The organism is Granulicatella elegans (genome assembly GCF_020735385.1).
GTDB classification, from domain to species: domain Bacteria; phylum Bacillota; class Bacilli; order Lactobacillales; family Aerococcaceae; genus Granulicatella; species Granulicatella elegans_B.
Genome location: NZ_CP085953.1, coordinates 1602121 through 1614497 on the forward strand (window position 1 = coordinate 1602121; position 12377 = coordinate 1614497).

Genomic DNA, 12377 nt, shown 5'->3' on the forward strand with positions numbered 1-12377 from the left:
AACCGAAAAAAACAGGGTGTCATTTCCATTTTTGTATTTTTTGTTTTTTTATAAAAAAATACACTTAAAGGCTCTTTTTTGTCCTCCAAGTGTATATTTTTCTTTTTCTTTTTACTAAGTTTTCATTTCAAAGGTTATTCTTAATTAAATTAAACACCATTAGGTTTTATAATTTTCTCTATAAGTGTATTTTCTTCCTTTATCCTAATGTATAATACAATAGCATATAACGGAAGAACAATGATACTTGTAATCTTACTATGGCAAATCAGTCCTATTCCAATAAGTTCTGGAACTATGTTCAAAAAATAATTAGGGTGTTTCACTTTTTTAAATAGCCAATGGTTATTAAATTTATGATTTTTAGCTATCATAAGTTTTACTGTCCATATTCCATCTAATAAATGTACTACTATGTATAACATAAACATTGAAAAGGTTAATAGAAAAAGTCCAATTAGGCTTATTTTGTCAAACTCAGCTTTTGTTATTATTGCCTCTGCCAAGCTACCAAAATAGAATATAATATGAAGTATGGTAATTCTTTTTGAGTTTTTTACTCCATACTCCTCTCCGCCATTTTCAAGAATAGCTTTTTCATTTCTTTTAGAAATTTTCAAAAATGCCAACCTTATTGCAAAAACCAATAACACAATTACATAAATAATGTATTTCTCCATCACTTATAAAATCTCCTCCTTAAATTATTATTCCTACTTTTGTCATTTTTTGATGGGTAAAATTTGTCTTATTATAGCAAAAAACAGTCTTTCTTTCAACTATTTGAACTACTTAATAATATATATTTTACATAAAAATGTTTTATGTTTTCTTAAATCAAAAAAATAGCTCAGACTATGCAAAGCTATTACATACATAATCTGAACTATTTATTTTTGGGAAATTCAAAATACCTTTCATATCCTTCTGATGTTACTACTGCTTTATCTACAACATTTATAACACACGACATTTTATCATCACTTTTGGGATTTCTAATTCCTATGTGCCAAGCCTTAACTAAGAGATAAATAGTTATATCCAATAATCCGTTTGTACTTTTGCATAACTGTAGGGCTTCTTATCCTTACCATCTTTTCTCCTTTACTTTCTGTAACATATTTAAGGGAACTAGCATTTTGTCGTGTATATATTAGTGAGAGGCATTTGAAATACTAGTTAACAACTCTTGCGAGTTTTCCCTATTTATTTATCGCAATATAAATTGAAAATAGGCATGAAAAAAGACGATAGATTTTTTCTTTCTATCGTCTTTAATATCTTATATTCAGTTCGACAAACTGGGATTTATTTATGATACTCCTCTATTTTATCTCCATATTCGTTTAGGAGTTGTCTCGAATAAATTTTTTCATTTTTTGAGTCTCTAACTTCTTTCCATATAACAGCAACTTTTAACTTGTTAGAATAATAGTCGCTAAATTCATCTGAGCAAAAGTCCTTTAGGAATTGATTCCATTGACAAGCTGAATTATCATACTTAGCGTAATCTGACTCGCCATAATATACTTTGAGCATATCTTGAATTGTAAAATTTAAGTCATTTTCTGTTTTCACTTTTCTCCATGCCGTTGCCATATCGGCATGGAACTTAAATGGATTAACACCCGTTACTGCAGAAAAATAGTCCCTAAATTTTTGATTAAAGGAAAAAGCACATTCAAGTAATGGTGTACATAATGTTACAACTTCTATTTGATTTTTGTTTCCATTTCTCTGTGACTGCTCTATTCTATTTCCCATAAAATATTGTTCTATGATATGATTCAGTTCTTGCTTTGTACTTCTATATTCTAATCCAAGTGACTGGCAAATTTTTGAAAGTTCCTCTCTGTACCAATAATATCTAGAAAATTCTTCAAATGACTTTATATCTCTGAAATCAGGTCTAGCGTTCTTCAAATAGCCACATCCCATAAATTCAAATTTATTTACTCAATTACAAACTAACAGTTATTATTACTTTCCTTCTAATCTTTTAATGCCACTATCACCAAGTTTTTGCAGTGACATTAATTGTGTTCTCGCAAGCTTTCTCAGTTCTATCATTCTTTCTTTTTGTTCCATACCTTTACCGATAAGAACCGCATTATAGCTTTCCATATTGGCGAGTACAAGTAACTCATTCAGACTTGCATAGTCTCTCATATTACCTTTCAAATCTGGATTTCCTTCACGCCACTGTTTTGCTCTTTTGTTAAACAAGGCAACATTAATCATATCTGCTTCACTTGCGTACTTATAGGATAGCTGTTCGTTGGTAAGATCCTTTAAGAGATATTCTTTGATTGCATCTGTATGAATTTTGTAGTTAATCTTAGAAATTTCTCTATTCAGATTCCATCCCAGTGACAATCTTGAATTTTCATCTGATTTAAGTCTCTTATAATCTTGAATAATGTAAAGCTTAAATTCTGGTGAAATCCATGAAGCGAATTCCATTGCTATATCACTATGAGCAAATGTACCTCCATATCTTCCAGACTTTGAAATTATGCCAATAGCATTTGTAGAATCAATCCATTTTTGTGGTGTCATTGTAAATCTATTAAGTCCTGCCTCATTTCTAAACGTGTCGAATTGCACACGGTTAAAATTTGCATTGTTCAGAATTTCCCATAGTCCGATAAATTCCAACGTATTTCTGTTTCTCATCCAGTTCTGAATAACAAACCTCGGATCATCAGTATTTTTATACTTAGCAATATCCGTTAGACTTATATAGTCGTTTTTAAAGTCTTCAGTATAAATTTGAATAGCAAAACCTTTTGCTTCAATCATCTCTTTTTTCACCCTAGACATATGAGTTCCTCCTTTATGCTGATGTACTGTTTACAACATTTATTTTCATAATAACTGCTCTAAACAGCACACCAACGATTCATTTTTTTGATTTTAAACTTTGGTAGAAGTCTTGAACTCCATGTATTTACATAACCATTTGCCTCTATCACTATTATGACTGATGAATCAATTAGTTCCTAAGCTTCAACAACGAGAACACCTTCTATGCCAGCTGGAATTTCACTTTCTATCTTCCCCTGACTAAATAATGCTGCACCTCCCCTGGCTATACCTTGACTATTTTGGTCTAGACAATATGAGTTGACATATAGTATATTATTCCCACATTTCTCCGCTTGTTCAGCATATTCGTGTTTCATACTTTCATTCCATTCTTGAGAGTCAAAATCTGTATATACTGGCCAAAGAACTATATCAGAGTCCAAATTCTTCATTTGAATGCAGTTGTCTTCATACCATAGGTCTCCACACAATGCGACTGACACAGTTTTATCTAAATAAGTAAATTGTCCAAATCCTTTACCTTCAACATAATGGAAATCTGCAATTGGCTCTTTCCATCCAATAGAAACACGCCTGAAATTATCTACTGTTTCCCCATTCTTATCTATAGTTAATTGGCTACTATATAGATTATCTTCATCTTTTTCAATATATCCAAAAGAAACTGATACCCTATTAATTTCACACATAGCTCTAATATCATTTATTAATTCTGAATCTTGGTGCACAGCTATATTTACATCTTTTGCATAGTCCCAACTTAAGCATTCAAAGCCTTGTAGAAAGCTTTCACCAAACAAAATAAGATCAACTTCAGAAGCATATTTTTCTATTAGAGTCTTTATTTTTTCTACATTATAAGCTGTATCATTTGTTATAAAACCTACTGCTGCTAAAGCTATTTTCATAGAAAGCACCTCCTTTTATTTTTACTAGAGAGTCTGAAATCTAATATCCATCGTTACTATCTGCCGTTGTCACAATTATAACAAGAGACTATTCAGAAAAAATCTTATAGTATTCTCAATACTTTTAGCCACTAAAATTTCTATCTATTCAAGTGGACTGTTAATCAAATTATCGGAAATTTATGCTGTTGGATTTTTTTATATACTTTTCACCATCGTTATATTCTTGTATCATGTGCCATCCTTCAAAATAAAGGCATTAGGCATTTCTCCCACTTTGACAAATCCTAGTTTCTCATAAAGAATCTGTCCTCTTTCATTTCCTGAGAAATAATCCAGTTCGAGTTGAGAAAGATCCCATTCTTTAGCAAAGTCTTCAAGACAAAGGAGCATCTTCTTTCCTATTCCTAAGTTCCAAAATTCTTTCAGAACTGTAACAGCAACATTTCCTCTATGACGCATTTTCATTTTTTTGATCTTGAAATCTGAGCACTTGCAATCAATCTTCCATCAAACTCAGCTATAATCATAAGAATATCTTCAGATTCATTAAAACTTTTTATCATCTTTTCTTCCTGTTCAACAGTCAAAGTTATTTCTTCTGGATAAGAGTATAAAAAATTAGATTCTCCAATAACGATTTTCAAATATTCAATAGTTTTTGAAGCGTTTTAAATATTTTTTCAAAAACCTTTTTATAGACATCGTCAATATTGTGGTCAAAATCCGACAAAGCATCTCTTACATTCTTTATATCAAAATCATTGCCCTTATCTAACCAAGTAGAAAAAAGATTATCATAGGCAATAAAATATCCCAATGTCTCCCTTACGAGCTTTGCATACTGGAAATCAGTTTCATCAATCTTTTTGATTTCTTCGTCACTCAACTTTTCTTTGCGAAACAATTCGAGTTCACGATCCGATAAATATGTATAAAATATAAAACCAAGAATAAAATCCATATACTCATTTGCTTCTATTTTGGAACGCATCTGATTTGCAGACTCCCAACTTGTCGATGCAAGTTGGTGCTTGTTCATAAATCAATCCTCCTATAACGCCATGTTTGACGTGTCTTTTATTCGTCAGCCGCTCTGCCACTACGGGCTCATTCCTCTAACTCAGAATACTTAAACTTTCATACTTTTCCGATTTTACGTCTTAGAATATCTTTTCCTTTGCGTATCAAATCACGAATAGTAGCGGGTTTAACTTCAAGGAACTCTGCAGCCTCATTTATCCCTATCAAATTTTCTTTTTTGATTATTGCACTCATAGAAATCTCCTTTTACATGACTCTGTTCTGCATATAATACTTCACTGAACATTATACCCGTTCGATATTAAGTTTTCGATGGTTTGATATAATTTCTGTCTGTTTTCGTGATGGTTTGAGTAAAAAAAAGTTCCGAGCATTCACAAAAATATAGAGCCAAAAAGAAAAGCTTTCCAGCAACCAATCGTACTCAATAACGATAGCTCTCTGAAAAGCCTTTTATTTACTACATTATTTTTACTTCTTAGAGTTCACATTTGACAGCAAGACTACCGTCTCCACATGGAACGATTCGTCTGTATGAATAAAGTTGCATATTTCTCAAAAGCCTCGTATGTGGGAAGCTATCAATCAATAAACATTTTATAATTTATTATATTATTCCGGAGCAAAGAAAAAGCAGCCCATAAAAGATCTGTTTGAGTTATGTACTGACCTCCAAAGGTTGGATTTCTTGGTTCAACTTTTGGAGGCCAGTGCAAAGTGGTCAAATCTTAAGCCCTTTTTTAATGCAAATCAGTTATTATTTAGCCAGTTGACAACGGCTGTAAGCATTAGCCCCAGCCCAATTGGCATCATATTCTCGTCAAAATTCACTCCGGGATTGTGGTGGCTAAAGTTGTTGCCCGGCAATTTGCAGTTTACATTGAAATAGGCGGTTGGAACTTTTTCAGCCACAAGAGCCATATCTTCGCTTGCCATTATTTTTGTGTCCGGAATGAGTTCGCCATCAAAATCACTATTTTTTATATAGTCCACAATTTCTCTTGTGAATTCCGGGTCTGAATAAAGGCTTGGAACTCCGGTGAAGAAGTCAAGATCGATTTCAGCTTTTGTTGAAATCTTTAATCCTTCAATAATATCCAGCATTCTTGATTTTAATTTATTTCTAACCTCCGGATTGTATGTACGAAGTGTTCCTTGCATTTCTGCAAGATCCGGAATAATATTTGAGTTTGAACCGGCACTTAGCATTCCAAAGGTCAATGTACTCGTTTCTTGAGGTGGACATTCGCGAGCGATTAGCTCTAAGAAATTTGTGTAAATATTGACAGCTACATGTATCGGATCAATGGTAGTGTGAGGATATGCGCCATGGCCGCCTTTACCTTTAATTGTAATTTTAAAGTTATCTGAGCTTGTAGCAACATAGCCTTCATTGTAACAAATTGAACCTGTTTCTCTGTCAAGAGCTGTGTGAAGTGCAAGAGCACTATCCACTTGAGGATTTTCTAATAGTCCGTTTTCAATCATCATTTTAGATCCTGCAAAAATTTCTTCAGCCGGTTGAAACATAAATTTCACTGTGCCTTTGAAATTTGCCTTTTCTTTTAATAGAGCTTTTGCAGCAGTTAGGGCAATAGAAGAGTGGAGATCGTGGCCACAAGTGTGGGCAGTATTTCCGGTTGAAGCAAAGGGCAAACCACTTTCTTCATTCATTGGAAGGGCATCCATATCTGCCCTAATCATAATGCATTTTCCTTCACCTTTTTCACCTTGAATAAGGGTAGATAAACCGGATGTACCATATTCTTTTACTTCAAGGCCAAGTCCTTCGAGCTCACCCTTTACATATGCCTTTGTTTTTGGTAAATCCAGTCCAACTTCCGGAATTTGGTGCAAAGCTCTTCTTTTTTCAATTAGCTCATCTTTGTATTCTAAAGCTTCTTTAAAATAATTAGTCATAATTCATTCCTCCTTACATGTTTAAACTTCTCTTTTACATCTTGCGTTTCCTTGCATATTTTTCAGTTAATATTGGAGTGATAATGCTCGTTAGCACCACGCCAAATGCAATTGGTGCAACCGCAACCCTTGTAATTTCAGATACACTCGGGTCAGCTGCGGCGATTATCGTAGGCACAGAAACTTTCTCATATCCATCCTTTTCAAAAAGTCTAAATGGCAGGCAAAAACAGTATGAATAACAAGTCATAGTGTCCGTTCGTGGAAACGTATCAATCATACTTTTTAACGATAAGAGAAGGCTATCGTTAAAAGGTTTAAGCTGGCTTGGGAACGGGTATTTACTAACATCTTTATTTCTTCTTAATTTCCTTCGGTGCAAACTTGTTGGAATTTTCAACAGATTGAATTTTATTCAAGATCTTCCTCTGATATTAGCATTCCTATAAATTCTTCAAATTTATTTGCAAGGACTTGAATTTCATAATCATATTCTTGAAAACAAACGGATACTTTGAATTCTCCATCTTTTCCACATTCACGATAATCTAAATAGATTATATCATATCCACCAGATTCTGTACCTGCAATAATAATTCCTATATTTCGTGGATATTCCCATATTTTCCAAATAAAGAGTTGTGCTTGTTACCCCCTATTCCAAAAAATCCTTTAAATCATTATTTTCAAACATTGTTAGTTCCTCTTCTTCCTTGCTCTCCCTCCTTGTCTGCTTAATAAATATATACCTATCCAACAATAGTTGCTTCTTTGACAATCAGATTTTCAAAATCCATGGTAATCAGTTGTTCAGCAGCTTTTGGGGAACACATAAACCAAGTAGTCTCTCCCCAAGCATCCATTCTTGTAGCGGTAAAAAAATCCGTCTGAATTGGGACAGGGTTTCGAGCGTCAATATAGCAGTCAGAGTAGAGGTACACTAAATCCACCTCACGCTCCGGCAGCCACTTGACCCTGCGCATGCGAGGGTTTCCATTTTTCAGTGTTTTTTCTCTGGGGTTCTCAAACCACTCCAATTCCTTGATTTTCAAACCGGAGAAAGTTTCAGCTAAGTACTGGGCAATTCCCCTACGGGCAAATATCCCACAATTAAGACGCTCACTCCCCATCAACCAAGTCATAATAAAATCTCCGACTTTACAACCGGGGGCGGGCGGTCCGTAGACACTTTCGTCCGCCCACATAACCTCCATCTTTTCGCACTGCTCTGGTCTTGGGCAGTTCTTCTTGTTACCATAGCGATACATGATATTCACATAGCCATAATCATCACTTTTTCGGTCATGTCCATGTGCTTCAACCGTATAACCACTTACTGACATGGTTGTTTCCTCCCTACACAAATTTTTCTAAATTTTGAAATGAGCGGGAAGCCATTTTAGGTTTTCCCACCTTGATTGACCACTAGCAAAGACGGGCGGGGCTGTAAACGGTGGCGCATTTATGCGCCATTTATCTTGACCCTTGACTGGCTCGTGACTGGCTCGGCTGGCTTTGCTATTTCCGCAACAGTTGAAATTGTACAGTTAATAGATTGACACTAAAACGGCGCTCTCTTGTGCTGCCATTTTCTCATAAAATTTTTTCATTCTTTCAAATTTGATTCTTAAATCATCTTTAATTTCATCAGCTTCTTCTTCGTATTCCCAAATATCAGGGTAAATATCGTTTTGGCGAAACGCACTCATATCGAATTTATCAATATATGTTTCAAAATCAATCTCTTGCAACGCTTTTGCAATTTCTTTCACTCTATCAGTTTTCGTTCCAGATATAAATTCTTCGATTTCTTCCCCGGAAATATTAAACTGTCCTACAATCGCTTCGCTGATTAAATTATCTTCAATCGGTTCGTTGGCAGATTTTCCTGTCAACAAAAAATGAAGTGCGTCCCACGTTTTATCTATATCACAAATTTCTAAGTTCTCATTTTCCTGTGCTTCTTCCACATCATCAAGACACATAAATTTTTCTAACTCAATGTCAGTAGTTGACTGATAATTTGCAATCAATCCCATTTATTTTTCCTCCATATTTGTCTTTACCTGCTCAGATACCTAGATAATTTCTTCTCAAGAAATTCATTCATATCATTGCAAAGCTTCTTTACTTTATTCTGTTCATGGGCATAGTACCAAATTGTTTCTTCATCATGACAAAGCAATAGCTGATCTCCGTCTGCCTCTTTCCAAAACTCTCCAAGAACCAAATATTGCTTCTCTTTTATTTCCATTGAAAACATTTCGTTTAGCACAACTTTTATGCCAGTTGAAAGATCAATGCCGCTTGTGATTAAGAAAAACCTTTGTACTTGTTCAGGAAAGGCAAAACTTAATTTTTCTTCTGCTTTCCGAATTTCCTCTTGTGTAGCACCTTATTTTATAACGTCATTTTCATCAAGAGATTTCACTAAAGCATTTGTAAACTTTGGATAATGCTCAAACAAATTTGGATGCTCTTCTTTAACCTTCTTTTTCTTTTCTTGCTCTCTTTTTTTCTTATCCTTACAATAGATATCCAGCTCCTCTAAATATTTCTCTTGATACAGATTGCTTTTAGAAAAAGGTAGCCCTTTCCTCTCCAGTATGGCTATGGCTCCTTTTTGGCTTGTTAAAATCGGCACCCAGAGGAAATCATGGTCTTTTGGCTTAAGTCTTAAAAATTCTCCCCTATTTAAAACCCTCTCTAATTCATGTTCGTGTTTTAGCCACCAATTTTGATAGCTTTCAGGGGTTTCTCTGCCCTCTACCAAGGAAAGTAGCTTCTCATTTATAGTTTTCTCATTCAAATCATCCATGAAAACCATCCTCCTCAGGTCATCTCTCATTAAAATTAAATTTCGCTGTTTCGAGCTTGTCTTTTGATTTTCACCATTCTCTTTCACGAATTGCTTCTTCAACATCATTAGGAATTTCAAACCACTTTAAAATATGAGTCACATCACCACCGATACACTCACGTGCATTAGAAATTGTCTTTGTTTCAAACGATTTATCAGTCGCTCTATTTCTATGCTTCGTAGCTCTTTACGAAAGTTATCTACTCCCAATTTTTTTATAATATCTAAATATATATTGCTCTCTAAAAATTCTTTTATAGTTTCCATCATCATATCCCCTCACAAATTCAAATTTGTTTCCACCTCACAATAAACTGAAATTATCACTTGAGTACTTAAGTATATAAAATCCCCATACATTACTACTAAATTCACCAGCAGCAAATTTATGAAGTTCATCGTTAATATACACAACATAAATAGGAAACCTACAACTCTGATGATATAGTGGCTCCGTTACTGATACGTATTCCCCTGTTTCATGCCAGTCATACTCAAAAATATTTGTATCAAACAGAATTACATTCCCTTCTACACCTGCAATTTCAAATTGCCATGTCATTTGTTTGTATCTTTTCAATTTTATTCACTCCTCTTAAAACTGGGAGTTATTTGCGATGAGATTGCATTCTTTCTATATCTTCTGCATATTCTAAAAGCTTAACAATTAGTGGATTATCAAGCTCCCATTGGTCAATTATATATCTTGGATAAGAAAGTACATATGTAGGATTTTTTTCTAACTGCTTAAGTTCAAACAAAATTTGTTTAAGATTATTAATTCTCCATTCATCCAAATCCATCATATTATTTTTTATCTCATTTTGTACAAGTTCCTGTATTTCTTTATTTTTCATTAAGTCCTCTAAATTCAAATTTTTATAACCCAATAGTCTCTTAATCCTCGTATCTAAATTTATAATATCCCATTTGGTATATTTAATTCTTCATAACACCTAATCAATTTATCAAACCATTCATCCCTATAATTTAAAATAATACTATCGAAAATTAAACCGAAATCATCAGAAACATAAGCTGCTAAATCATCTGAATTTGAGTTCTCATACACTATTAAATAAGCCAATTCTCTGATGTGCGTATTGTCAGTTATTTTCACACTATTTTTTAATTCTTTAATTTCATCAAATACTCTTATCCATTCGCTATCAAAGGTTTTGTTATCTCTTCCGGTCAAGACCTCATCAAGATTAAGATTTTCATAATTTATTTTTCTTAAATTATTTATCAACTGTTCCATTTTAATACCTCTACTCAAATTCAAATTTATTCAAATGTTGTAAATACGCATTTTTATTAAATTTAATATTGTTATTTTATAAATCCAATGCAGCTTCATCTAAAAGAAAGTCCTCTACACCAATATATAAAATACCATCATCATCATATCTTGGCACAATATTATTTCTAACTATAACAACCTTCTTAAAGGAATCTCTGGTTCTCCTCAAAGATTCTGTTTCTTGTATTCGCTTTTCTTCTGTATCAACATTAAGTGCCGATTGAATATAATATCTGTTACTTCCCCTATTTATAACAAAGTCGACTTCTAAGTTCTTTTTGACAGTTTTTTTACTCTTATCTTTATAGTTGTATTCCACAACACCAACATCTACATTTAATCCCCTCATTCGAAGTTCATTATATATTACATTCTCCATGATATGTGATTGCTCATTCTGCCTGAAATTCAACCTTGCATTTCTAAGTCCAATATCTGAAAAATAGTATTTGTACGGAGATGATATATATTTTCTCCCTTTCACATCATATCTTCTGGCTTTCTCAATTAAAAAAGCATCTATAAAATAATTTAGGTAAGTGCTTACTGTAAACTGAGATATCTTTATATTTTTTTCTGACATAAAAGTATTAGCTAATTTTGTTGGATTAGACAAAGAGCCAATAGATGAAGATATAATATCTAGCAAATCATCCAATATAGATGTGTCTTTTAAGATTTTATTACGCTCTATTACATCTTTAATATAGGTACTTGTAAAAATATTCTTCAAATACTCACTCTTTTTTTCATGATTACTAAACTGTACAGACATTGGCATTCCGCCATATAGACAATACTCGTCAAAAGCCTTTCTTTTATCCCCTTCATAACATGAATAAAACTCTGCAAATGAAAATGGGTATACCCTTATTTCATCACCACGATCTCGAAAATGCGTCAATACATCTGATGAAAGCATTTTGGAATTACTCCCTGTAATATACACATCAACATTTGGTATTTTCATTAATCCTAGTACCAAATCGACAAATGTAATTTTTGAACAACTTCCTTCCAAATATGGATTGGGAATTTCTTCTACAAACTGAATCTCATCTATAAAAATATAGTGCTTAATTCCATTATCTTCAATTTTACCTCTTAAAAAGTTATCCAGCTCAATTGGATTCCTATACTTAATATTCTGTAGACTGTCAAGTGCAATCATTATCATTTGATTTTCACTTACTCCACAAGAAAGTAGGTGCTTTTTATATAATTCAAATAAAAGATATGATTTCCCACATCTTCTAATGCCTGTAATAATCTTTACTCTTCCGTTATCTTTTTTATCTATAAGTTGGTTTAAGTATCTTGGTCTTTGCACTTCCATCTATACACCTCATTTAAAACTATGTTGTAAATACGCATTTTCATTAAATCTATTTATAATATTATAGCATCCTTCAGCGAAGATTCCAATGCATACTTTTAAAATAAATGCGTATTTACAACTTTTATTAAATCAGAGTTAGAATCTATCAAACTCCTCTTGTCCTGCCACCTGCTT

At 33.2% G+C, this 12377-nt stretch carries 21 protein-coding genes and 2 pseudogenes; 1 reads left to right on the forward strand and 22 read right to left on the reverse strand.

Going from position 1 to position 12377, the window contains the following annotated elements; all coding sequences use genetic code 11:
- Nucleotides 1-149 precede the first annotated feature (149 nt).
- From LK443_RS07940 to LK443_RS08000, 15 genes and pseudogenes are all read right to left on the reverse strand, one after another.
- Entirely contained in the window at nucleotides 150-680 is a 531-nt protein-coding gene (locus tag LK443_RS07940) for an isoprenylcysteine carboxyl methyltransferase family protein (protein ID WP_227932479.1), read from the reverse strand.
- Nucleotides 681-886: 206 nt separating this feature from the next.
- A complete protein-coding gene (locus LK443_RS09550) occupies nucleotides 887-973 on the reverse strand; it encodes a hypothetical protein (RefSeq protein WP_416217913.1) in 87 nt (28 codons plus the stop codon).
- 335 nt (nucleotides 974-1308) lie between these two features.
- On the reverse strand, nucleotides 1309-1923 hold the full coding sequence (locus LK443_RS07950) for an SAP domain-containing protein (RefSeq protein ID WP_227932480.1): 615 nt from the start codon (nucleotides 1921-1923) through the stop codon (nucleotides 1309-1311).
- A 57-nt stretch (nucleotides 1924-1980) separates the two neighbouring features.
- Nucleotides 1981-2823 (reverse strand): KilA-N domain-containing protein, encoded by an 843-nt coding sequence (locus LK443_RS07955; RefSeq protein WP_227931393.1) that lies wholly within the window; start codon nucleotides 2821-2823, stop codon nucleotides 1981-1983.
- 59 nt (nucleotides 2824-2882) lie between these two features.
- Nucleotides 2883-2984 (reverse strand): annotated as a pseudogene (locus LK443_RS09555) (restriction endonuclease subunit M); the annotation flags it as partial.
- 18 nt (nucleotides 2985-3002) lie between these two features.
- Nucleotides 3003-3737: a carbon-nitrogen hydrolase family protein gene (locus LK443_RS07960; protein ID WP_227931394.1), complete on the reverse strand. Its 735-nt coding sequence runs from the start codon at nucleotides 3735-3737 to the stop codon at nucleotides 3003-3005.
- A gap of 231 nt (nucleotides 3738-3968) precedes the next feature.
- A complete protein-coding gene (locus tag LK443_RS07965; RefSeq protein WP_227931395.1) occupies nucleotides 3969-4205 on the reverse strand; it encodes a GNAT family N-acetyltransferase in 237 nt (78 codons plus the stop codon).
- Complete coding sequence (locus tag LK443_RS07970; RefSeq protein ID WP_227931396.1) at nucleotides 4202-4384, reverse strand: hypothetical protein; 183 nt, start codon at nucleotides 4382-4384, stop codon at nucleotides 4202-4204. Before LK443_RS07970 ends, LK443_RS07965 begins: the two co-directional genes overlap by 4 nt.
- Nucleotides 4381-4779: a type I restriction-modification system subunit M N-terminal domain-containing protein gene (locus LK443_RS07975; protein ID WP_227931397.1), complete on the reverse strand. Its 399-nt coding sequence runs from the start codon at nucleotides 4777-4779 to the stop codon at nucleotides 4381-4383. Before LK443_RS07975 ends, LK443_RS07970 begins: the two co-directional genes overlap by 4 nt.
- A 98-nt stretch (nucleotides 4780-4877) precedes the next feature.
- Nucleotides 4878-5015 carry a helix-turn-helix domain-containing protein gene (locus tag LK443_RS07980; RefSeq protein ID WP_227931398.1) on the reverse strand — a complete coding sequence of 46 codons (138 nt, stop codon included), beginning with the start codon at nucleotides 5013-5015 and terminating at the stop codon, nucleotides 4878-4880.
- Between the two features lie 516 nt (nucleotides 5016-5531).
- Complete coding sequence (locus tag LK443_RS07985) at nucleotides 5532-6701, reverse strand: M20 metallopeptidase family protein (protein ID WP_227931399.1); 1170 nt, start codon at nucleotides 6699-6701, stop codon at nucleotides 5532-5534.
- 34 nt (nucleotides 6702-6735) lie between these two features.
- Entirely contained in the window at nucleotides 6736-6981 is a 246-nt protein-coding gene (locus tag LK443_RS09560) for a 2-keto-3-deoxygluconate permease (protein WP_416217133.1), read from the reverse strand.
- A 131-nt stretch (nucleotides 6982-7112) separates the two neighbouring features.
- Nucleotides 7113-7334, reverse strand: coding sequence for an SMI1/KNR4 family protein (locus LK443_RS09565; protein WP_416217915.1), 222 nt, complete (start codon nucleotides 7332-7334; stop codon nucleotides 7113-7115).
- Between the two features lie 116 nt (nucleotides 7335-7450).
- Entirely contained in the window at nucleotides 7451-8044 is a 594-nt protein-coding gene (locus LK443_RS07995) for a hypothetical protein (RefSeq protein WP_227931400.1), read from the reverse strand.
- A 204-nt stretch (nucleotides 8045-8248) separates the two neighbouring features.
- Entirely contained in the window at nucleotides 8249-8740 is a 492-nt protein-coding gene (locus tag LK443_RS08000) for a YfbM family protein (RefSeq protein WP_227931401.1), read from the reverse strand.
- Nucleotides 8741-8805: 65 nt separating this feature from the next.
- On the opposite strand from LK443_RS08000, the gene LK443_RS09570 reads away from it, so the two are divergent.
- Nucleotides 8806-8889, forward strand: a complete 84-nt coding sequence (locus tag LK443_RS09570; protein WP_127165946.1) for a hypothetical protein — start codon at nucleotides 8806-8808, stop codon at nucleotides 8887-8889.
- Here the strand turns inward: LK443_RS09570 and LK443_RS09575 are convergent.
- From LK443_RS09575 to LK443_RS08035, 7 genes and pseudogenes are all read right to left on the reverse strand, one after another.
- Nucleotides 8851-9078 (reverse strand): annotated as a pseudogene (locus LK443_RS09575) (SMI1/KNR4 family protein); the annotation flags it as partial. The gene LK443_RS09570 and the pseudogene LK443_RS09575 overlap by 39 nt on opposite strands.
- A gap of 18 nt (nucleotides 9079-9096) precedes the next feature.
- The gene (locus LK443_RS08010; RefSeq protein WP_227931402.1) at nucleotides 9097-9519 is read right to left on the reverse strand and encodes a hypothetical protein; all 423 of its coding nucleotides are present in this window, start codon (nucleotides 9517-9519) and stop codon (nucleotides 9097-9099) included.
- A 70-nt stretch (nucleotides 9520-9589) separates the two neighbouring features.
- Nucleotides 9590-9661 (reverse strand): hypothetical protein, encoded by a 72-nt coding sequence (locus tag LK443_RS08015; RefSeq protein ID WP_265416445.1) that lies wholly within the window; start codon nucleotides 9659-9661, stop codon nucleotides 9590-9592.
- Nucleotides 9662-9865: 204 nt separating this feature from the next.
- On the reverse strand, nucleotides 9866-10141 hold the full coding sequence (locus LK443_RS08020; RefSeq protein WP_227931403.1) for a hypothetical protein: 276 nt from the start codon (nucleotides 10139-10141) through the stop codon (nucleotides 9866-9868).
- A gap of 28 nt (nucleotides 10142-10169) precedes the next feature.
- On the reverse strand, nucleotides 10170-10418 hold the full coding sequence (locus tag LK443_RS08025; RefSeq protein ID WP_227931404.1) for a hypothetical protein: 249 nt from the start codon (nucleotides 10416-10418) through the stop codon (nucleotides 10170-10172).
- Nucleotides 10419-10477: 59 nt separating this feature from the next.
- Nucleotides 10478-10822: a hypothetical protein gene (locus tag LK443_RS08030; RefSeq protein WP_227931405.1), complete on the reverse strand. Its 345-nt coding sequence runs from the start codon at nucleotides 10820-10822 to the stop codon at nucleotides 10478-10480.
- 76 nt (nucleotides 10823-10898) lie between these two features.
- Nucleotides 10899-12200: an ATP-binding protein gene (locus LK443_RS08035; RefSeq protein ID WP_227931406.1), complete on the reverse strand. Its 1302-nt coding sequence runs from the start codon at nucleotides 12198-12200 to the stop codon at nucleotides 10899-10901.
- Between the last annotated feature and the right edge of the window lie 177 nt (nucleotides 12201-12377).

What these genes read in the sequence shown, in the direction of transcription:
- LK443_RS08030 (WP_227931405.1), bottom strand. Translation starts at nt 10,822, where the DNA reads ATGGAACAGTTGATAAATAATTTAAGAAAAATAAATTATGAAAATCTT.
- LK443_RS07975 (WP_227931397.1), bottom strand. Translation starts at nt 4,779, where the DNA reads ATGAACAAGCACCAACTTGCATCGACAAGTTGGGAGTCTGCAAATCAG.
- LK443_RS07940 (WP_227932479.1), bottom strand. Translation starts at nt 680, where the DNA reads ATGGAGAAATACATTATTTATGTAATTGTGTTATTGGTTTTTGCAATA.
- LK443_RS08010 (WP_227931402.1), bottom strand. Translation starts at nt 9,519, where the DNA reads ATGGATGATTTGAATGAGAAAACTATAAATGAGAAGCTACTTTCCTTG.
- LK443_RS07965 (WP_227931395.1), bottom strand. Translation starts at nt 4,205, where the DNA reads ATGAAAATGCGTCATAGAGGAAATGTTGCTGTTACAGTTCTGAAAGAA.
- LK443_RS07960 (WP_227931394.1), bottom strand. Translation starts at nt 3,737, where the DNA reads ATGAAAATAGCTTTAGCAGCAGTAGGTTTTATAACAAATGATACAGCT.
- LK443_RS07985 (WP_227931399.1), bottom strand. Translation starts at nt 6,701, where the DNA reads ATGACTAATTATTTTAAAGAAGCTTTAGAATACAAAGATGAGCTAATT.
- LK443_RS07980 (WP_227931398.1), bottom strand. Translation starts at nt 5,015, where the DNA reads ATGAGTGCAATAATCAAAAAAGAAAATTTGATAGGGATAAATGAGGCT.
- LK443_RS08035 (WP_227931406.1), bottom strand. Translation starts at nt 12,200, where the DNA reads ATGGAAGTGCAAAGACCAAGATACTTAAACCAACTTATAGATAAAAAA.
- LK443_RS09560 (WP_416217133.1), bottom strand. Translation starts at nt 6,981, where the DNA reads ATGATTGATACGTTTCCACGAACGGACACTATGACTTGTTATTCATAC.
- LK443_RS07955 (WP_227931393.1), bottom strand. Translation starts at nt 2,823, where the DNA reads ATGTCTAGGGTGAAAAAAGAGATGATTGAAGCAAAAGGTTTTGCTATT.
- LK443_RS07995 (WP_227931400.1), bottom strand. Translation starts at nt 8,044, where the DNA reads ATGTCAGTAAGTGGTTATACGGTTGAAGCACATGGACATGACCGAAAA.
- LK443_RS08025 (WP_227931404.1), bottom strand. Translation starts at nt 10,418, where the DNA reads ATGAAAAATAAAGAAATACAGGAACTTGTACAAAATGAGATAAAAAAT.
- LK443_RS09550 (WP_416217913.1), bottom strand. Translation starts at nt 973, where the DNA reads ATGTCGTGTGTTATAAATGTTGTAGATAAAGCAGTAGTAACATCAGAA.
- LK443_RS08000 (WP_227931401.1), bottom strand. Translation starts at nt 8,740, where the DNA reads ATGGGATTGATTGCAAATTATCAGTCAACTACTGACATTGAGTTAGAA.